17 protein-coding genes and 1 pseudogene are annotated in these 18769 nt (G+C 74.6%); 10 read left to right on the top strand and 8 right to left on the bottom strand.

The window, feature by feature from the left end:
* Positions 1-21: 21 nt before the first annotated feature.
* Positions 22-861, bottom strand: coding sequence for an MHYT domain-containing protein (locus tag AC5K6T_RS06395; RefSeq protein WP_493206392.1), 840 nt, complete (start codon positions 859-861; stop codon positions 22-24).
* 586 nt (positions 862-1447) lie between these two features.
* On the opposite strand from AC5K6T_RS06395, the gene AC5K6T_RS06390 reads away from it, so the two are divergent.
* The 4 genes from AC5K6T_RS06390 (at position 1448) to AC5K6T_RS06375 (ending at position 5152) form a co-directional block, all read left to right on the top strand.
* Entirely contained in the window at positions 1448-2272 is an 825-nt protein-coding gene (locus AC5K6T_RS06390; protein ID WP_493206390.1) for an alpha/beta fold hydrolase, read from the top strand.
* 224 nt (positions 2273-2496) lie between these two features.
* On the top strand, positions 2497-3051 hold the full coding sequence (locus tag AC5K6T_RS06385) for a methylated-DNA--[protein]-cysteine S-methyltransferase (protein ID WP_493206389.1): 555 nt from the start codon (positions 2497-2499) through the stop codon (positions 3049-3051).
* Between the two features lie 254 nt (positions 3052-3305).
* On the top strand, positions 3306-4214 hold the full coding sequence (locus AC5K6T_RS06380; RefSeq protein WP_493206388.1) for a pseudouridine-5'-phosphate glycosidase: 909 nt from the start codon (positions 3306-3308) through the stop codon (positions 4212-4214).
* Entirely contained in the window at positions 4211-5152 is a 942-nt protein-coding gene (locus AC5K6T_RS06375; RefSeq protein WP_493206387.1) for a carbohydrate kinase family protein, read from the top strand. Before AC5K6T_RS06380 ends, AC5K6T_RS06375 begins: the two co-directional genes overlap by 4 nt.
* Positions 5153-5316: 164 nt before the next feature.
* Here AC5K6T_RS06375 and AC5K6T_RS06370 read toward each other — a convergent pair.
* A pseudogene (locus AC5K6T_RS06370) lies at positions 5317-6054 on the bottom strand (methyltransferase domain-containing protein); the annotation flags it as partial.
* Positions 6055-6715: 661 nt separating this feature from the next.
* Between AC5K6T_RS06370 and AC5K6T_RS06365 the strand changes: the two are divergent.
* Complete coding sequence (locus tag AC5K6T_RS06365) at positions 6716-7846, top strand: magnesium and cobalt transport protein CorA (RefSeq protein ID WP_493206386.1); 1131 nt, start codon at positions 6716-6718, stop codon at positions 7844-7846.
* Between the two features lie 240 nt (positions 7847-8086).
* Here AC5K6T_RS06365 and AC5K6T_RS06360 read toward each other — a convergent pair whose 3' ends face one another.
* Positions 8087-8506, bottom strand: coding sequence for a CBS domain-containing protein (locus AC5K6T_RS06360; RefSeq protein WP_493206384.1), 420 nt, complete (start codon positions 8504-8506; stop codon positions 8087-8089).
* Between the two features lie 346 nt (positions 8507-8852).
* Positions 8853-9485 carry a nucleoside/nucleotide kinase family protein gene (locus AC5K6T_RS06355; RefSeq protein WP_493206382.1) on the bottom strand — a complete coding sequence of 211 codons (633 nt, stop codon included), beginning with the start codon at positions 9483-9485 and terminating at the stop codon, positions 8853-8855.
* Between the two features lie 122 nt (positions 9486-9607).
* On the opposite strand from AC5K6T_RS06355, the gene AC5K6T_RS06350 reads away from it, so the two are divergent.
* Together AC5K6T_RS06350 and AC5K6T_RS06345 are read left to right on the top strand one after the other, a co-directional pair.
* Positions 9608-10333 (top strand): DUF2293 domain-containing protein, encoded by a 726-nt coding sequence (locus AC5K6T_RS06350; RefSeq protein WP_493206380.1) that lies wholly within the window; start codon positions 9608-9610, stop codon positions 10331-10333.
* A gap of 313 nt (positions 10334-10646) precedes the next feature.
* Complete coding sequence (locus tag AC5K6T_RS06345) at positions 10647-12134, top strand: glutamate synthase subunit beta (RefSeq protein WP_493206379.1); 1488 nt, start codon at positions 10647-10649, stop codon at positions 12132-12134.
* Positions 12135-12300: 166 nt separating this feature from the next.
* Here AC5K6T_RS06345 and AC5K6T_RS06340 read toward each other — a convergent pair whose 3' ends face one another.
* Positions 12301-12576: a DUF397 domain-containing protein gene (locus AC5K6T_RS06340; protein ID WP_493206378.1), complete on the bottom strand. Its 276-nt coding sequence runs from the start codon at positions 12574-12576 to the stop codon at positions 12301-12303.
* Positions 12577-13437, bottom strand: coding sequence for a Sco1979 family transcriptional regulator (locus AC5K6T_RS06335; RefSeq protein WP_493206376.1), 861 nt, complete (start codon positions 13435-13437; stop codon positions 12577-12579).
* 490 nt (positions 13438-13927) lie between these two features.
* Between AC5K6T_RS06335 and AC5K6T_RS06330 the strand changes: the two genes are divergently transcribed.
* The gene (locus AC5K6T_RS06330; protein ID WP_493206375.1) at positions 13928-14653 is read left to right on the top strand and encodes an ATP-binding protein; all 726 of its coding nucleotides are present in this window, start codon (positions 13928-13930) and stop codon (positions 14651-14653) included.
* A 23-nt stretch (positions 14654-14676) separates the two neighbouring features.
* Positions 14677-15078: a hypothetical protein gene (locus AC5K6T_RS06325; RefSeq protein ID WP_493207381.1), complete on the top strand. Its 402-nt coding sequence runs from the start codon at positions 14677-14679 to the stop codon at positions 15076-15078.
* 404 nt (positions 15079-15482) lie between these two features.
* Here AC5K6T_RS06325 and AC5K6T_RS06320 read toward each other — a convergent pair whose 3' ends face one another.
* Positions 15483-15656 carry a DUF8839 family protein gene (locus tag AC5K6T_RS06320; RefSeq protein WP_493206373.1) on the bottom strand — a complete coding sequence of 58 codons (174 nt, stop codon included), beginning with the start codon at positions 15654-15656 and terminating at the stop codon, positions 15483-15485.
* Positions 15657-16158: 502 nt separating this feature from the next.
* Positions 16159-17511, bottom strand: coding sequence for an amidohydrolase (locus AC5K6T_RS06315; RefSeq protein ID WP_493206372.1), 1353 nt, complete (start codon positions 17509-17511; stop codon positions 16159-16161).
* A 225-nt stretch (positions 17512-17736) separates the two neighbouring features.
* Between AC5K6T_RS06315 and AC5K6T_RS06310 the strand changes: the two genes are divergently transcribed.
* Positions 17737-18687, top strand: a complete 951-nt coding sequence (locus AC5K6T_RS06310; RefSeq protein WP_493206371.1) for an endonuclease/exonuclease/phosphatase family protein — start codon at positions 17737-17739, stop codon at positions 18685-18687.
* Positions 18688-18769: the final 82 nt, after the last annotated feature.

Genomic DNA, 18769 nt, shown 5'->3' with positions numbered 1-18769 from the left:
CGAGCGGACCGCCGGGACGGGTCAGCGGTGCTGTGAGGCCCGCGGACCGCGGGCGAGGCGTCGGGCGGGGTGGGGCTCCACCGGCGTGCGGACGGGTACGCCCGGCTTGCGTTCCGCGCGGGGCCGGTCGGGGCGGCCCGCGACCGTCAGCGGGTCGGACAGGACGACCATCGCCGCGAGACCGAGGAAGACCACAGGCCCGATGAGCACCGGCGCGAGCAGGGCCGCGGGCGGGTCACCGGCGGCCGGGGCGGTGCCGTGGAGGCGGACGCTGACCGCGGCCATGCCCAGGTAGTGCGTGCCGGCCACGCCGAGCGCCAGGACGAGGCTCGCTCCGACGCTCCGGGCGAAGCCCCGCGCCTGGCCGGCCGCCCGGAGCGCGGCGGTGGCGGCCGCCATGGCGATCACGACGGACGCGGCGACGGTGGGCGTGTCGTACTCCAGTTCGCCGTCCAGGCGCATCCCCGCCATGCCCAGGTAGTGCATCGTGGCGATGCCCAGTCCGGCGACCGCGCCGCCGGTGAACAGGGCCGCGCCGCGGGCGCCCCGGTAGCCGACGATGAAGACCCCGATGCCCACCATGCCGATGGCGACGCCGAGACTGGCGTAGGTGACGGGCCGGTCGTAGTGGACCGGGGCCTCCCCGACCGCGAAGCCCATCATCGCGATGAAGTGCATCGTCCAGACGCCCGAGCCGATGGCGGCCGAGCCCAGGGCGAGCCATCCGGGGCGCCACGTCTGCGTGACCAGCAGGGACCGTGCGGTGCAGTGCAGGCCGAGGGCACCGCCGAGCCAGGCCGTCAGAGTGGCCGCCACGGGGGTGACCAGCCCGTAGCTGAATCCGTCGATCGTGCCCTGCATGTGCGGCAGCCCTTCCGCCCTGTGCGTCCCGCGATGTCCTGACATCCCTCCTCCCGGGAACCGCCGGACGGTCGGGCGAGGTGCAGAGAGTATGACCCCCGTCTGAACAGCCGAACGATTTTCCCGCGAAGAAACACAGACCCGCCCCGGTCCCCGACGGGTGTGCACGACCGGAGGCACCCGTCTCACATGTCCGCGCAGCCGTCGCCTCGCCCCCGCGTCCACCGCGCGCCCGCCCCCACGCGGCCCTGGCCCTCCGCCGCGACGGCGGGCGTGAAGGTGCCCCCTCGGCCTGCGGGGCGGCAGGAGCCCGCAAGGACGCGCGCGGACCGCCACGACGGCGGCGCTGTTGCCGCCGCGGCCGCCCGGGGCCGCCCGGGGCCGCCCGGGGCCGCCCGGGGCCGCCCGGGGCCGCCCGGGGCCGCCCGGGGCCGCCTGGACGGACGGCGGGGGCCGGGCAGACCCACGCGTCTTACGCCGTCTGGTCCCTTCCTCCCGGCGGCCGGGATGCCCACCGGGTCCTCGGCTGGCTGAATGACAGAGCGGCCCCGGCACGCGGTGATGTGGTCGAGCAGGGAGGACTTCCATGGCAGGTGTTCGTGTCAACGGCGTCGGTCTCTTCTACGAGACGGTCGGCGCCGGTGACCCGCTGGTGCTGGTGCACGGCTCATGGGGTGATCACCACAGCTGGGAGCCGGTCCTGGCCGGCCTCGCCCAGCGGTACCAGGTGCTGGTCTACGACCGGCGCGGCCACAGTCGGAGCGAGCGCCCGCCGGGACAGGGCTCCCGCGCCGAGGACGAGGACGACCTGGGCGCACTGATGGAAGAGCTGGGCCTCGCACCGGCGTATGTCGCGGGGAACTCCTTCGGTGCGTCGATCGTTCTGGGCCTGGCCGGCCGACGCCCTGAACTCTTCCGGGGCCTGATCGTGCACGAGCCCCCTCTGATGGGCATGGTCGCCGATGAGCCCGATCTCCTGCCCCTGATGAACGCCACCGACCGGAAGATCGGTGCTGTCCTGGACCACCTGCGCGCGGGCGAGACGCACGCCGGTGCCCGCCTGTTCGTGGAAGAGGTGGCCTTCGGCCCCGGCGCCTGGGAACAGCTCCCGGACAGGATGCGTGAGACGTTCCTGGGAAACGCCCCCACCTTCCTCGACGAGCAGCAGGATCCCGGCTGGGCGGTGCCGGACCCCGGCGCCCTGTCGCGTTTCACCGCGCCCGCGCTGGTGACCCGGGGGACCGCGAGCCCGCCGTGGTTCGCCACCATCACGACCCGGATCGCCGACGCCCTGCCGCAGGCACGGCTGCACACCTTCGACGGGGCCGGGCACGTTCCTCACGTGACCCACCCGCAGGACTACGTGGAAGCCGTGACCGGCTTCCTTCGGACGGCGGGCCGTCGGCCGTAGCCCATGCGCCGCCGGCGCCGCGGCAGCACACGTCGCCGGGGCGGCCGGGCTGCGGCCGCGAGGGGACACCCGCCCCGGCGGACACCCCGCTCGCCGCGGACTCGGAGCGCGGCCCCGCGCCGGGCGGCGGCGCCGTCACCGGCCGGCCTCCCCGCGGACCGCGGGGAGGCCGGGAGAATCCCCGTTCGCGCCGCGTTGTCGGTGGCGGGCCGTACGGTGGTCGCATGAACAGCGATGGGCAGGACGGGCAGCGGGTGGTGTGGGCCGTCGTCACCACCGACATCGGACCGCTGCTGCTGGCGGCGACCCGCGAGGGACTGGTCAACGTCGTCTTCCACGCCACCGACGAGGTGCGCGACCGGGCTCTGGAACACCTGCGCTCACGGCTGGGCTCCGAACCGGTCCAGGCTCCCGGATCGCCCCTGCTGGCCGAGGCGATACGTCAGGTGGAGGCCTATCTGTCCGGTGCGCGGAACGGCTTCGAACTGCCCCTGGACTGGTCGCTGATCTCCGGCTTCAACCGTCAGGTGCTGCGCGAACTGGCCGCGGGCGTCCCGTACGGAGCGGTCGTCGGATACGGCGACCTGGCCCAGCGGGTCGGCCAGCCGGGCGCCGCGCAGGCCGTGGGGGTCGCGATGGGCTCCAACCCGTTGCCGGTGGTGGTGCCCTGCCACCGGGTCGTGGAGAGCGACGGCGGCATCGGCGGGTTCGGCGGCGGCCTGGAGACGAAACGCAAGCTGCTCGCACTGGAGGGCGTGCTGCCCGAGCCTCTCTTCTGAGCCTGCCCGGCGCTCCGGGCGTGCCCGGCGCTCCGAGCGGGCTCGGACGCCGCGGTCCACGGCCCACCGCCTCCGGCGCGCCACTCCAGCGGGGCCACACGGGCCGCTGCCGGCCTTCTCCCGCAGGACCCGGCCGTGCGCGGCCGGCTGCCGCCCCCGGTCAAACCCGGTCGGGCTCACCGCCCGGGTTTGACCGGGGGCGGCAGCCGCCAGAGATGAGGGGAGAGGGAGTCCTGCAGACGGAAGGCGGGCGCATGGTGCTGGTGGTGTCCGAGGAGGTCCGGGAGGCGGTCGAGGGGCGTCGCCCGGTGGTGGCTCTCGAGTCCACGATCATCGCGCACGGGCTGCCCCGGCCGCGCAATCTGGAGGTGGCACGGGAGCTGGAGGCCGCCGTCCGGCGCGAAGGGGCGGTACCGGCCACGATCGCGGTGCTGGACGGGCGGCCGCTGGTCGGTCTGGACGAGCGGCAGCTGGAGCGGATCGCCGAGGAGGACGGGATCCGCAAGCTGGGCGACCGCGATCTGCCCCTCGCGGTGGCGTCGCGGGCGAGCGGCGCGACGACCGTGTCGGCGACGGCGGCGCTGGCCGCTCTCGCGGGGGTACGGGTGTTCGCGACGGGCGGGCTCGGCGGGGTGCACCGGGAGTGGACGGTGACGCAGGACGAGTCGGCCGACCTCGGTCTGCTGGCACGCACCCGCATCACGGTGGTCTGCGCGGGCGTGAAGTCGATCCTGGACGTGCCCGCAACGCTGCAACGACTGGAGACCCTGGGGGTGGCGGTCGCCGGATACGGCACGGACCGGTTCCCGGGCTTCTACCTCTCCGACTCGGGGCATCCGGTGGAGTGGACGCTGGACGACCCGGGACAGGTGGCGGCGGTGATGCGGGCGCAGGACGCCCTGGGTGCGGCCCGGTCGGCGCTGATCGTCGCCAACCCGGTCCCCCGGCAGGAGCAGTTGGACCCGGAACTGCACGCGCGTGTGCTCGCCGACGCGCTGCGCGCCTGCGCGGCGGAGGGCGTCGGCGGACAGGCCGTGACGCCGTTCCTGCTCGACTACCTGGTGCGGCACACCGACGGCGCCTCGCTGACCGCCAACCTCGCCGCGGTCCGCGGAAACGTGCGGCTGGCCGCACGGATCGCGACGGCCTGGGCCGGGGAGTGAACCGGCCGCGGGACGGGGCGCTGCTCGTGGCGGGAGACGTGATCACCGATGTCGTCGCCCGGCACCGCGGGCCGCTCGCCGCCGGCACGGACACGGCCGCGGCGATCCGTCTCGTGCCGGGCGGGGCGGGCGCCAACGTGGCCTGCTGGGCGGCACACGGCGGCTGTCCGGAGGTGCGGATGCTGGGGCGGGTGGGGGCCGACTCCTCGGCATGGCACGAGCGGGAGCTCGCCGCACACGGGGTGCGCCCCTTCCTGGTCGTCGACGCGCAGACGCCGACGGGGACGGTGGTGTGCCTCGTCGACGCCGAGGCGTCCGCCGAGCGGACGTTCCTCACCGACAGCGGTGCCTCCCTGCGGCTCGGTCCGGGCGACTGGTCCGACGGGCTGCTGGACGGGGTGGGGTGGCTGCATCTGTCGGGCTATCTGCTGTTCTCGGAACCGAGCCGCGCCCTGGTGGCCCGGGCGATCCGCTCGGCCCGCGCGCGGGAGGTGCCGGTGAGTCTGGATCCGGCGTCGTCGGGGTTCCTGGAGGGACTCGGCGCGGGGCGGTTCCTGGCGCTCGTCGAGGGGGTCGACGTTCTGCTGCCGAGCCGGGACGAGGCCCGCCTGCTGACCGGCCTCGAGGATGCCGGGGAAGCGGCGGCCGAGCTCAGCCGGCACGTCCCGCTCGTCGTCGCCAAGCAGGGCCGGGCGGGGGCGGTGCTGGCGCGGTCGGGCACCGTACGCGCCCGGGTGCCGGCCGTACCGGCGACCGCCCGCGACACCACCGGAGCCGGCGACGCCTTCACCGGCGGGTTCCTCGCCGCGCTGCTCAAGGGCGCCGGGCCCGAGGCGGCGGCGACGGAAGGGGCGCGGGCCGGGGCGCTCGCCGTCCAGCAGGTCGGCGGCCGGCCGCCCAAGGCCGCGCGGACCGGGCAGAGCGCGGACCGGGCATAGCGCGGACCGGGCATAGCGCCGAGAGCGCCGAGAGCGTACGACGGACGGGCATCGGGCGGCCGGAGTGACCGGGAGCCCGGCGGGACGGCGGCCGTGCACGGCCGCCCCGACGGCCGACGGGCGGCCCGGGCTCTTCCGGCCGCCTCGCCGAGCCGTCCGTCCGGCTATGCCCTGCGGCCCCACGCCGAGATCAGCGCCGGTGCGGCCAGGTCCATCTCGCCGGAGGCGATGTGGGACAGATGGCGGTCGATGTCGGCGTCGGTGGCCAGTCCCGCGGCGACGAGCCGGTCGCGCAGCTGACGGATCGTCGCCGATTCGAGTGCGGCGCAGTGCGGCGAGGTGACGGGGAAGCAGGCGTCGGCCTCGACCTGGCGCAGGCCCGCCGTACGCAGGAGACGGGGCAGCGTGCGGCCGTGGGCCGGCACCAGACCGTGGTCGGCGAGCAGGGAACGGACCCCCTGTCGCAGCCGGTTGGCCAGTTGCTGCTCGGGGCCGTGGTCGTCGGGGCAGATCAGCGGCTGCAGCGCGGCGTCCGTGTCCTGGAGGAGCAGGCGGCCGCCGGGCCGCAGGGCTCCGACCATGGTGCGCACGGCCTGCTCGCGGTCGGCGACGCCGCCGAGGGCGAGTCGTGCGTGGACCAGGTCGAAGCCCTCGCCGGGCGGTTCCTGCGCGGCCACGTCGTGCACCCGCACCTCGACCGGTGGACGGGTGGGCGCGTCGGCCCAGGAGGTGTCTGTGGCGGTCGCCATGACCTTGCCCGTGGGGCCGACCCTCTTGGCCAGCCAGGCGATGATGCTGGTGCCGGACGCGCCGACCTCCCAGCAGCGCCAGCCGGGTCCCACACCGAAGCCTTCGAGGTGACGGAAAGTGACGGGGTCGAAGAGTGCGGCGAAGGCGTCGCGCCACTCCGCGACCTCGGCCCGGCGGCGGGTGCCCTCCGACCGCGAGTCGGCCCCGCCCTGCTCGCGGGGGCCGTGGGAGTCCCGGGGGGTGAGGTGCCCGAGGAGGTCGGACTGAACCTGGGACTGCTGGGTCCGGGGCTGAGCGTCGGCCTGTGCGGGGCCCTCGGGCCGGCCGGGATGGCCCGAGGGGCCAGAGACGCCAGAGGGGCCAGAGGGGCCAGAGGGGTCAGGGTGGCCAGAGTGGTCAGGGTGGTCGCGGTGATCGAGGTCGTCGAGCAGGTGTCCGTCGGTTCGCGTCATGCCGGAATCATCCCAGTTGTGTCGGTTGTCAGGATGTGGCGACGCTCGGAGTGAGTGGAAGTCCGCGGCCGTGCCGTGCGCACCGGTGCCGTGCGCGGACGCGCGGCACCGGTGCGCGGGCGCCGCCGCGGGCCGGGTCCGCTCCTCCTCGGCGATCGCGTCGGGTCTCCGACGTGCGCCGGAACCATGCACCGGCGGTGCCGGGCAGCGGCGACGTCCTCCCAAGTCCGCCTGTCCACAGGCGGGAACCAAGCGGAATCGACGCTTTCCACAGGCTCACCCGCCACGATTCGCTCCCTGGCAGACTGGCGCCACAGAGCGCGGGCAGGCGGCGCGGGGAGAAGCAGGCGAGGAGGATCCGATGTCCACCATGGCGGGGAATCTGCGCAAGGTCACCGGCCTCGGCGCGGTCGACGGCCTGCGCAGAGTGGCGCGTCTGGCCCGGCGGCGGCGCAGAGTCGACCTGAGCCACCCCGCGCGCTCGCCGCTGGGTTCCTCGGTGGTCAACTGCGTCGCGTACGAGAGGGGAGCGCGCGTCGCCGTGGACGGCGACCTGGCCGACACGGTGCACCGGGTCCGGCGCAACGGCGACGGTTTCGTGTGGCTGGGCCTGCACGAGCCGACGGACCATGAGTTCGCGGGCGTCGCCGAGCTGTTCGACCTCCACCCGCTGGCCGTCGAGGATGCGATCGAGGCACACCAGCGGCCCAAGGTCGAGCGGTACGGGCAGACGCTGTTCGCCGTGTTCAAGACCGTCTGCCACGTGGAGCACGAGGAGTTGACGGCGACGAGCGAGGTCGTCGACACCGGGGAGATCATGGTCTTCGTCGGCCCGGACTTCGTCGTCACGGTCCGGCACGGACACCACGGCTCGCTCGGTCCGCTGCGTGAGGAGCTGGAGTCCAGCCCGTCCCAGCTGGCCAAGGGGCCGTCAGCGGTGCTGCACGCGGTCGCGGACCAGGTCGTCGACGACTACCTGAGCGTCATCGAGTCGGTGCAGCTGGACATCGACCAGGTGGAGACGGACGTGTTCGCGGAGGACGGCGCACGGGCCGATCCGGGCCGCATCTACCAGCTCAAGCGTGAACTCCTCGCGTTGAAGCGGGCGGTGGTTCCGCTGGGCCGACCGCTCCTGGACCTCGCCGACCGGCCGGTGCGGGTGGTCGACCCGGAGATACAGGCCTACTTCCGCGACGTCTCCGACCATCTCATACGGGCGGCGGACCAGATCGCGGCGTTCGACGAGCTGCTCAACTCCATCCTGCAGGCGCATCTGGCGCAGGTGACGGTCGCGCAGAACGAGGACATGCGGAAGATCACGGCCTGGGCCGCCATCGTCGCCGTGCCGACGATGGTGTGCGGCGTCTACGGCATGAACTTCGATCACATGCCGGAACTCCGCTGGCGCTACGGCTACGGCATGGTGATCGCCGTGATCACCGTGGCCTGTCTGGCTCTCCACCGCGGTTTCCGGCGCAACGGCTGGCTCTGAGCGGCCCCGCGCCGGTCAGCACGGCGGCCCGCCTGTCCGGGCCGCCGCTACGCGGGACGCGCAGTGGGACCGGCCGGGGCGCGGTACGAGAGAGCTCCCCCGCCCGGCAGCGCCGGCCCGGGCAGCCGGGCGGGGCATCCGGGAAAGGGCGCACGGCCGGTGTTCCGGTCGGCGCACGGTCGCCCCGCCCGACAGCCGGGCGGGGCGGGGCGGTCCGTGGTGGGAGTGGAGCGGAGCGGGTCAGGCCTTGGCGTAGACCCGTTCCACCCAGGCCGCGATCTGGTCGTCCGACAGGTGCCGGGCGATGTCGGCCTCGCTGATCATGCCCACGAGGCGCTTGTTGTCGATGACGGGCAGCCGGCGGATCTGGTGGTCCTGCATCTCCCGGAGCACGTCGCCGATGTCGGCGCGTGCGTCGATCCAGCGGGGGGTGCCGTGGGCCATCTCACCGGCGGTGACCTCGGACGGGTCGCGGCCCATGGCCACGCACCCGACGACGACGTCACGGTCGGTGAGAATGCCGCAGAGCCGGTCGTTCTGGTCGCCGATGGGGAGAGCCCCGACGTTGAGCTCACGCATCAGCTGCGCGGCGCGGTCGAGGGTCTCGTGGGCGGGGATCCACTGTGCACCGCGGTGCATGATGTCTCCGGCGGTGGTCATGAACTACCTCCCGGGGCCGGACGGCCGGCGCGGCGCCGGTCGCACCGCGAGTCCCGGCGCCCTTCATTCTCGCGGCGCGACCGGGCGCCCGCACCCGGAGCCGGTCGCGGGCCGGTACGCAGGCCGGCCCGCCCTGCCGACGGGCTGCGCACAGGGACGGCGGACACCGCGCGCGGCGACCGCCGCATCGCCCCCGGTCGCCGCGGCCGTGGCCGACGGACGAACCGGCCCCCGGGAGACGGGGCCGGTCGGGCCCGGCGCTTCGGGTGGGGCCCACGACAGGCCCCTCGGTCCGGTGGCCGGACGGTCGCTGTACGAGTGGCCTCCGCACGGCCGGTACGGCGGTTCAGCCGTTCCACGCCGGACGGCGTGGGTCGTCGGCCCGTACGACGACGTCGGCGGTGGCGGCCGGGTCGGTCTCCCGTTCGTACCGGGCGAAGGCCGGAAGGGTCCAGTGGCCGGATACGGGGGTGCGGCGCCGCAGCGCGCCCGGTGAGAGGAGGACGTGGACGGTCAGGTCGAAGGGGAACCAGTTCTTCAGCAGGAGCGGTCCATGGAGCAACAGCACCGACCCCTGCGGGAGTCGGACGTAGTCACTGCGGGTGGCACGGTCGGTGACCGGGTCCCACAGGTCGGGCAGGACGCGCCCGTCACCTCCCGGCTCAAGGGGGCCGAACACCTCGCGCCAGAGCGCGGAGGTGTCGAACCAGCCGCCGTAGTAGGCCTCCGGATCCCGGTGGCCGTACTCCAGGCGGAGCGAGGCCGGGCGCAGGAAGCCCTCCGTGCCCACGACGATCGAAGAGCGGCCGCGTATCCGCAGCGCCGCCGCGACGCGGTCGGCCAGTGCGCCGGGGCTCGCGGCGGGAGCACCGTCGAGAGCGACGCGGGGCCACCGGCCGCCGTCGGCCGGCTCCAGGTCGAGCAGGCGGTCGGCGAGGGCGTCGGCGAGCCGGTCCCAGGTGATCGCTTCGAGTCGCACACCGCCATCATGCCGCGCCCCCGCCGGCCTGCCGCCGCCCGGTGCCTGCGCGGGACCCGGACGCGTGGGAAGCGTGCCCGTGGCCGGGTGGGGCGAGGGGGCCCGCCGGGCATGAAGCGGACATGACCCTCCCCGCGACCTCCCTGCCCGACCGTGGACTGCTCGTCGTCCAGCCCCTGCGGGTCAGGCGCTGCTCGGTGTGCCGGCGCGGGCCGCTGGACCTGCTGGTGCTGGAAGAAGGCGCACCGCGCTGTCTGGGCTGCGCCGACCTCGCTCACCTGGTCTTCCTGCCGCGCGGTGACACGGCGCTGACGCGCAGGTCGCGGGAGGAGAGCGGGCTGTCGGCGGTGGTGGTGCGCTACAACCGGCGCAGGAGCCGGTACGAGCGGCAGGGCGTACTGGTCGAGGAGGCGGCACTGGCCCGCGCCGAGGCCAGGTGCCTCGCGGACGCGGAGGTGCGGCGGCGGCGCCGGGCGCGGGACGCCCGTAGGAGGGCGGCGGAGGACGCACGGTTCGCCCAGGCGTTCGCCTCGGAGATACGGCGGCTCTTCCCGGGCTGTCCCGGGGACCGTGCCCGCGAGATCGCCGGACACGCCTCGCTCCGCGGCAGCGGGCGGGTGGGGCGCAGCGCGGCCGGCCGGGCGCTGTCCGAGGGAGCGGTGACCGCGGCGGTCGCGGCCTCCGTACGGCACGTGGAGACGCCCTACGACGCCTTGCTGATGAGCGGGGTGGCGCGGTTCGAGGCGCGACGGCGGATCAGGCCGGCGGTGGAGGCGGTGCTGCGCGGATGGCAGCAAGCGGTGACCGAGGCAGAGGTGGAGGCAGAGGTGGAGGCAGAGGCCGGGTAGAAGCAGCAGGTCGGCGTGGCACGTCCGGGTGGGGAGCCTGTGCTGTCGTCGCTCCGGCCGGAGCCGGGCGCGGCGGCGGCGACCCGCACCGGCCTGCGCAGGTGCGCGGAGGGAGCGGGTCGGAGCGGTCGCCCGGCACGCCCCTGCGGGCCGGGCGAAGCGGACGTATCGTTGCCGGAGAGTGCCGCTCGTCGCCGGCGGGGTGCTGCCGGAGGGGTTGCCGTCGGACGAGGCACGGCCGGTCGTACGCGCGGGCACGACGGATCGGACGCGCGGACACGGCCTGTGGTAGGCGCGAGCAAGGAACACGGCCATGGCAGATCCCAAGGGGTTCATGAAGACGCCTCGCCGGGACTGGCCCCGGAGGCCGGTGGAGGAGCGGGTCCGGGACTGGGACGAGGTCTACGTCCCCGGGGCGCTGCTGCCGGTCATCGGCGAGCAGGCGGACCGGTGCATGGACTGCGGGGTTCCGTTCTGCCACGAGGCGTGCCCACTCGGGAACCTGATACCCGACTGGAACGATCTGGTGGCGCGGGACGACTGGCGGGCGGCGTCGGACCGGCTGCATGCCACCAACAACTTCCCGGAGTTCACGGGAAGGTTGTGTCCGGCTCCGTGCGAGGCGGGATGCGTGCTGGCGATCAACCAGCCCGCTGTGACGATCAAGAACGTGGAGTGTGCGATCGCCGACCGGGCCTGGCAGGAGGGGTTCGCGCCGCCGCGGCCGCCGGACCGCCTGTCGGGGAAGACGGTGGCGGTGATCGGTTCGGGACCGACGGGTCTGGCGGCCGCGCAGCAGCTGACCCGGGCCGGGCACACCGTCGCCGTCTATGAGCGGGACGACCGGATCGGCGGGCTCCTGCGGTACGGGATTCCCGCGTTCAAGATGGAGAAGCACCATCTGGAGCGGCGGCTGGATCAGATGCGAGCCGAGGGGACGCGGTTCCGGGAGTCGACGACGGTGGGGAGGGACGTGGGCGCCGAGGAACTGCGGGCGCGCTACGACGCCGTCGTGGTCGCGACGGGTGCCACGGCCTGGCGGGAACTGCCGGTACCGGGCAGGGACCTGGCGGGCATCCATCAGGCGATGGAGTATCTGCCGCTGGCGAACCGGGTGGGCGAGGGCGATCTGGCGGCGAACCCGCTGTCGGCGGCGGGCCGGCATGTGGTGATCGTGGGAGGCGGGGACACGGGGGCCGACTGCCTGGGCACCGCCGTACGGGAGGGTGCCGTGTCCGTGACGCAGCTGGACATCTACGCGCAGCCGGGCGGGGAGCGCGACGAGGACGTCGAGCCGTGGCCGACCTACCCGAAGATCTACCGGCTGTCCCCCGCGCACGAGGAGGCACGGGACCTGCGGACGGCTCCGGCCGCCGAGGCGGACGCGCGGTTGTTCGCGGCGTCGACGCTGCGGTTCACCGGGGACGCGGACGGGCATGTGCGGGCGCTGCAGATGGTCGAGGTCGACCACCGGCGCCGGCCGCTGCCGGGCACGGACCGCACGCTGCCCGCGGACCTGGTGCTGCTGGCGCTCGGCTTCTCCGGGCCGGACCGGAGCGACGGGCTGGTGGAGCAGCTGGGGCTGTCGACGGAACCGCGCGGGACGATCGCGCGGGACGCCGGCTTCGCCACCAACGTGCCGGGGGTGTTCGCAGCCGGGGACGCGGCGCGTGGGCAGTCGCTGGTCGTCTGGGCGATCGCGGAGGGCCGGGCGGTGGCGGCCGCGGTGGACCGCGCTCTGAGCGGGAGTTCGCGGCTCACGGCGCCAATCTCGCCCGGCGACCGGCCCCTGTCGGTGTGATACCGCCCGGGCTCCGGCGTCACCCGGCATCCCGGGCGATCGGCGGCTCGCCGCGGTGCGGCGGTCCTCCCTCGGCGCCGCACACGGTATGGCCGTTCAGCACCTGGCGCACAGGGTGGACGTGGTGCACCTGGTGGTCGTCGTCAAAGAGGTCGGGCGGGATCGTTCAGGAGAGCAGGAAGTCCGCCGCTCCTGCCTTGGCGCCCTCGATGAACGCCGTCATCTCGTCGCACGTGTAGATGAGCGCGGGACCGTCGGGGTCGGTGGACTGCCGTACGGCGATACGGCCGTCGGCGAGTTTCATCGCCTCCAGGCAGTTGCCGCCGTTGCCGCCGCTCCACGGCTTGCGCCAGCCCTCGGTGCCCAGCTCCCGGGCGGGCATGCCGTTGTAGACGTGCTGCCCGCGGATCCGTGGCTCGGGCTCGGTGTCGATGCGATCCATTCACAGCTCCTTGCGGAGATCCCGCAGGATCTCCTTCGTGCGATGTGCCGTCGCGGCCTGCGCCGCCATGCGGTCCATGACCTCCAGGTGAGCGGCCACCTCGGAACGCGCGTCGAGGTAGACGGCGCCGGTCAGGTACTCGCTGTAGACCATGTCCGGCAGTTCGGGCAGGGCGAACCGGAACAGCACGAAGGGCCCGTACGTGCCGGGGTGCGGCCCTGTCGCGAACGGGACGACCTGCAGTGTCACATGCGGCAGCCGGGTCGCCTCGATCAGCCGGTCGATCTGGGCCCGCATCACCTGAGGTCCGCCCGCCGGGCGGCGCAGCGCGGTCTCGTCCATGACAGCCCAGAACTTCGGCGCGTCCTTGCGGGTGAGCAGTTCCTGGCGCTGCATGCGCAGCGCGACGTACCGCTCGATGTCGTCCGGCCGGGTCTGTCCGACGGCGCCGGACAGCAGCACGGCGCGCGCGTAGTCCTCGGTCTGCAGCAGACCGGGCACGAAGTGCGGCTCATAGCTGCGGATGAGGGCGGCGGCGCCCTCCAGGCTGACGTGCATCGAGAACCAGCCGGGCAGGACGTCGTGGAACCGCTGCCACCAGCCGGGCTTGTTGGCGTCCTCGGCCAGCCGCACGAAGGCGTCGACCTCGTCGTCCGGGACGCCGTAGGCCTTCAGGAGCAGCTGGAGATACGGGATCTTGAGCGCGACCTCGGCCATCTCCATCCGGCGCACGGTGGCCGGGGCGACGCGGAGGATGCGGGCGGCCTCCTCCCGTTTGAGGCCGGCTCTTTCCCTCAGGTCCAGCAGGCGCCGGCCGAGGACGACCTGCCCCACCGTCGGCGCGGACCGCGGCTCGCTCACGCTCCACCTCCATCGCACTCCACCGAAGAACCCCGACATGCCACGGAGTCACCTGTTCCGACAACCCGGCGCGCCGGGTGTGCCGCACGGCGGCCAGGTCGGCGGCACACGGAGCGCCGTCGCTCCGGACCGTTCGGGGCCGGCCGCCGGGCCGGAACGGTCCGGGCCCGTCTGCTCCGGACCGGCCGCCCCGACCGGCCGGACGGCCTCGCCGTTCCGACAGCCCGGCGGCGCCATCCAAGGATCCGTTCGAAACCTCAGGAGTGTCTCAGGGGTGTCATCGACATCCGTCGGACGGCCCGATCCGGACGATTTCCGTACGAATCAGGCCGTGCCGGATATATCCGGCGAGGTCTCGGCGATCCCAAGTGGCGCCGCGCGACGTGCTGTTGCGAGCAGTGTGCCACGCCAGTCCACCGCGTCCCAGAGCACTCTGCATTTTTCAGAGTGACACTTGCCAAGTGTTCCCGGCGGGGAGATAGTGGCAAGCGTGATTCCGTCCGCGCCCTTAGGAACAGACGCCGCCGCAGGCCCGCTCGGCCTCGGTGCCGCCACCGGCCCCCTCGGGGCCGGGTTCGAGCGCCGGTTCCGCTTCGAACTGGCCGCACATCCGGGTTCTCCCGCTCGGGCCAGACGACTGGCGCGGGCGCGACTGGCCGGCTGGGCGGTGTGCGAGGACACCTGCGACACGGCGGCGCTGGTGATATCCGAGCTGGTCACCAACGCGATCGTGCACACCGCGAGCACGGTCGTCGTCTGCGAGCTCCAGGACGGTGACGACGCCGTGCGGATCGCCGTGCGCGACGAGGGCTGCGCGCCCACCGAGCCGCACCCCTGCGCCCGGCGCACCGAGGAGGAGCAGGGCAGGGGACTGCTCCTCGTCCAGGCGCTGAGTCTGTCGTGGGGCGCCCAGGAGAGCGGTGCCGGGCTGCTGGTCTGGGCGGAGCTGCCGCGCCTGGCCGAGTCCGGCACCGGCCCGGACGGCGACCTGGGCTGGTCGGCCCGCCCGAAGCCCGGCTCCCCCCAGGAGGGCTCCGAAGAGGACGACAAGGCGGAGGGCCGACGCTGCCCGCCCCAGTCCGGGAGTCCGCCCGGGGACATCGGCGCCCGCAGCAGGGCGGGGGCCGGCGCGCCCGGCACCACCGGTACGGCGCGCCCCGGCACCAGTGGCGCCGAAGGGCGCCGCCTCGCCGCCGTACGCCGGTCGTCCGGGTGAGCACCTCTCCGGGCGCCGGCCGGATGCTCAGCATGGACACGCTCGTCGGGCTGGGCCGCGGGGCACACCTGGCGCACCCTCCTCGGCCGCTGCCCCTGCCGGCGGGCATGGCCGCCCCGCTCGGCTGCGACGCGGTCGCCGTACCCGCCCGGCTGAGCCCGACGCTCATGCCCCGCCTCCCGCGCATCGGCTGCGTCTACTCCGACACCGTGCACTGGTGGTGGCTCGTCCCCACCGAATCCGACCACGCCCTTGACTGGCCCGAGCCCGCGCACTACGCCCGCGGAGCCCTCGCCCCCGCCGCCCCGCGCCTGATCCACCGGCCCGACGGCACACTCCCCTACACCCCGCCCATCCCGCTCTACCTCGCCCTGTGCCGGCTCACGGGAGCCACCCCCGCCTGGTCGAGCCCGGTCAGCGCATAGGCCCGGCCCGCACGTCGGCACACCCATCGCCATCGCCCCCTCCCGGCCGGCGAATCCCCGCGGGACCGCGCTCCGCCGAGGCGTGCGCCCACGCACCCCGCCTCTGCGCCCTGCCGAGGGGCGGACCACCGCGACGACACCGGCTCTCGGTACCCGACGAGGGGAGGCCACAGGTGGGCGGAAGGCGGAGAGGGGCGGCAGCCGGGGAATCGGGGCGGCGGTTCATTTCCTCGGCGGTCGCTCACCCGGCCGGCGGCCGCACCAGGGTCCGGCTGCACGGCGGGAGCCCGTCCCGGTCGCGGCACTTCCGCGTGACGACCGGACCTCCGGGGCGGAACAGGCCTGCCCGGCAAGGCCCTCGGCACGTGCCGGGCTGGTCGCGGCGGCCCGTCGGCGGCCCTGCGTCACTCCGTGCCGTCGCCGCGGACGATCACGAGGAACGCGTCGGACGCGAGGTCCATCACCACCTCGGCGGGCAGCCCTTCAAGGCGGCGCGCCTGGGCGAACTCCTCCGCGGGCCACGATCCGCGCGGCCCGCCTGCGGGAAAGCGTTCGAGCACTCTTCGCCCGTTCACCATCCTGCACCTCCACAAAGCGTCGTCTCGTGTACGAGTTAACGCCCGCGGACGGCGAAAGGCCTCGCCCGGTGACGGGACTGAGACCTAGTCGACACGCGGCAACCGTCCCGTGTGAGCCGTGACGCGGCGCCGCACACACCCTCGTCACCGTGTGCGCCGGCCTCCGCACCCATGGTGACCGTCAGGGCCGGCTCCGGCCGTGGACGTCCTCCTCGACGGTGCCCGCCCCACCGGTCCCTCCCCCTCCCCTGCCGTCCGGGCGCGGTCGGGTCCGGCGGCTGTCGGTCGAGCCGGGCGGAGTCCGGGGGGCCGGACGCCGCGCGGCCGGGGAGGCCCGGTCGGCGGCCCGCCGGGAGCAGCTTCCCGCGCGGCACGCGCCACTCGGCACGCGAGGCGTGTCCGGAAGCGACGCGCCCCTTCCTGCGCGGCGGCCTCGCCGGGCGCGGTGCCGGTGCGGAACGGTGGAACTCGACGCCCTGCACGAGGGACTTCCCGCCCCTCCTCAGGCGTCGTAGGTCTGGATGCGGGTGCCGTGACCGCGGTCGACGAGCGCGGACAGGCGAGCCGTCAACTCGGAGACCACCGCGGGGACGTCGATCGTCAGCAGCCGGCGGTCCCGCATCAGGACGCGGCCGTCGACGATCGTCGTCGTCACGTCGGCGGCGCGGGCGCTGTGCACGAGCGTGGCGGCGAGGTCGTGCACGGGCTGGGTGTGCGGGCCGGTGAGGTCGACCAGGACGATGTCGGCGCGCAGTCCCGGTGCCAGCCGTCCGACCCGGTCTCCGAGGCCGACCGCCCGGGCGCTCTGCACGGTGGCGTGGTGCAGGGCCTGGCGGGAGGTCAGCCAGCGCGGGTCGCCCTCGGTGTGCTTCTGGACCAGTGCGGTCAGCGCCATCGACTCCCACACGTCGAGGGAGTTGTTGGAGGCGGCGCCGTCCGTGGCGAGGCCGACGGGAATGCCGAGCCCGCGCAGCGCGCGGAGGGGTGTGGTGGTGGGCCAGGCGAACTTCAGATAGCCGCGGGGCGCGGTCGCCACCGCGATCCGGCCGGTGGCCGCCTCCAGGACGGGCAGGTCGCGATCGAGGATGCCGGTGCCGTGCGCGAGGAGCAGATCGCCGTCGAGGAGCCCGGTGCGGGCCAGCACCTCGACGGGGGTGACACCGTGCCGGGCGAGGCTCGTCTCGGCCTGCTCGCGGTTCTCTGCGGCGTGCAGGTGCACGGGCAGACCGTGCGCGCGGGCCAGCTCGGCGGTGGCGGCGAGATCGGCGTCGGTGACGGTGTACGGGGCGTGCGGGGCGAGCGCGGTGGTGATGCGCCCGCCGGCCCCGCCCCGGTGGCGCAGGGCGAACTCCAGCGAGTCGGCCCGGCCGGCCGGCCCCTGCGAGGAGAAGTACGCCTGCCCGAGGTGGGCACGCATCCCGCAGGCGGCGACCACGGCGGCCACCGTGTCCATGGCGAAGTAGTGGTCGGCGAAGCACGTCACCCCGCCCCGGATCATCTCGGCGCAGGCCAGCAGCGTGCCCAGCTCCACGTCCCGGGCGGTGAGGTTGGCCTCGACCGGCCAGACCACGTCGTTGAACCATTCCTCGGTGGGCAGGTCCTCGGCGAGGCCGCGCAGGACGGCCATCGGGGCGTGGGTGTGGCAGTTGACGAGTCCGGGCAGGGCGACCTGGCCGCGTGCGTCGAGGCGCTCTGCGGCCGGCAGCTCCGCCGCGTCCGCGGCGCCGCTGACGGCGTCGATCGCACCGTCCCGGACGATGATCGCGGCGTCCTCCCGGAACCCGATCCGCTCTTGATCGTCGTGCGCGAGGAGGGTGCACCCGGTGATGATGAGATCGGCGGGAGATTCACTCATCACGCCAACGTACGCCCGGCTCATCGGAACGCGTGAGCCGAAACGCCTCCGGGCGTCGCCCTGCCGCCGGTGCGCTCCGGCGCACCGGCCGTCCCGATGGCCCCGGACACAGGGGTCCCGCGGTCTCAACCCCGCAGTCCCGAGTACGCGCAGTCCCGCAGTCCCGCAGTCCCGCTGGAGTGAGACCGGATCGCTCCGCCGGGGCCCGGCCGGAAGGGAACCGGCATGTTCCTGGGCACCTGGAACCTGGAGAACCTCTACCGGCCCGGCGGACCGTTCGGTCCCCGGGACGAGGCCGCCTACGCCGCGAAGCTGGCCGCGCTGGCGGCGGTGATCACCGAGCTGGACCCGGCGCTGCTGGGCGTGCAGGAGGTCGGCGAGCCCGAGGCGCTGGCCGACCTGACCGGGCTGCTCGGTTCCGGCTGGCACGTCGCACTGTCGGAGCACGCCGACGGCCGCGGGATCCGCGTCGGGTTCCTGAGCCGTACGCCGCTGCGGGTGCTGGCCGACACGACGGCGTTCCCGGCGCTCCTGCCGGTGCAGGTCAACGACGCGGGCCTGACGGCCGCCGCGGCGGGGCGGGGTCTGCTGGCGGTGGAGACGGATGCCGGGGCGGGCCCGCTGCGAGCGGCGGTGGCCCACCTGAAGTCGAAGCTCCTGACGTATCCCGGCCACCGCTTCCAGCCTCACGACGAGGGCGAACGGGCCCGCTTCGGCGCCTACGCCCTCTTCCGGCGGGCGGCCGAGGCGGTGGCGCTGCGCGCGCTCGCCGGGGACCTGCTGGCCGGTGACGGCAGGCTCCGGGACGTGGCGGTCCTGGGCGATCTCAACGACGGGGTCCGGGCCGCGACGACGCAGATCCTGCTCGGCCCGCCCGGCTCCGAGCTGGCCACTCTGGGGTACGACCGGCCCGACAAGGGCGACGCGGAACGGCTCTGGAACACGGCCCCGCTGATCCCCGACGAGGACCGCTTCTCCCGGATCAGCTCGGGCCGCCGCGAACTCATCGACCACGTGCTCGTGAGCCACCGCCTCGTGCACCGCGTCACCGCGGCGGGCTCAGGGCTCCCGGACGCCGGTCCGGCCGGTCTGCCGCCGGTGACCGACGATCCGACGCCACGGCGCAACGCACCCGGCTCGGACCACGCACCGGTGTGGATACGTCTGAGCACCTGACGTCCGCGGGCTCGGCCCCACCCACCGGAACCGCGTGCCGGGCGGGCGGGTGGCACGCGGGCGCAGGGCCGTCGGGCGCCGC

This window comes from Streptomyces sp. B8-7 (assembly GCF_058833805.1).
The sequence above is the reverse complement of the archived record's forward strand: the minus strand, read 5'-3'. Positions and strand labels throughout refer to the sequence as shown.

Bases quoted from the DNA above. Each gene is read 5' to 3' on its own strand.
- AC5K6T_RS06395 (WP_493206392.1), bottom strand. From the start codon at position 861: ATGCAGGGCACGATCGACGGATTCAGCTACGGGCTGGTCACCCCCGTG.
- AC5K6T_RS06325 (WP_493207381.1), top strand. From the start codon at position 14,677: ATGCTCAGCATGGACACGCTCGTCGGGCTGGGCCGCGGGGCACACCTG.
- AC5K6T_RS06350 (WP_493206380.1), top strand. From the start codon at position 9,608: ATGACCCTCCCCGCGACCTCCCTGCCCGACCGTGGACTGCTCGTCGTC.
- AC5K6T_RS06310 (WP_493206371.1), top strand. From the start codon at position 17,737: ATGTTCCTGGGCACCTGGAACCTGGAGAACCTCTACCGGCCCGGCGGA.
- AC5K6T_RS06390 (WP_493206390.1), top strand. From the start codon at position 1,448: ATGGCAGGTGTTCGTGTCAACGGCGTCGGTCTCTTCTACGAGACGGTC.
- AC5K6T_RS06345 (WP_493206379.1), top strand. From the start codon at position 10,647: ATGGCAGATCCCAAGGGGTTCATGAAGACGCCTCGCCGGGACTGGCCC.
- AC5K6T_RS06320 (WP_493206373.1), bottom strand. From the start codon at position 15,656: ATGGTGAACGGGCGAAGAGTGCTCGAACGCTTTCCCGCAGGCGGGCCG.
- AC5K6T_RS06365 (WP_493206386.1), top strand. From the start codon at position 6,716: ATGTCCACCATGGCGGGGAATCTGCGCAAGGTCACCGGCCTCGGCGCG.
- AC5K6T_RS06360 (WP_493206384.1), bottom strand. From the start codon at position 8,506: ATGACCACCGCCGGAGACATCATGCACCGCGGTGCACAGTGGATCCCC.
- AC5K6T_RS06385 (WP_493206389.1), top strand. From the start codon at position 2,497: ATGAACAGCGATGGGCAGGACGGGCAGCGGGTGGTGTGGGCCGTCGTC.
- AC5K6T_RS06340 (WP_493206378.1), bottom strand. From the start codon at position 12,576: ATGGATCGCATCGACACCGAGCCCGAGCCACGGATCCGCGGGCAGCAC.
- AC5K6T_RS06380 (WP_493206388.1), top strand. From the start codon at position 3,306: ATGGTGCTGGTGGTGTCCGAGGAGGTCCGGGAGGCGGTCGAGGGGCGT.
- AC5K6T_RS06315 (WP_493206372.1), bottom strand. From the start codon at position 17,511: ATGAGTGAATCTCCCGCCGATCTCATCATCACCGGGTGCACCCTCCTC.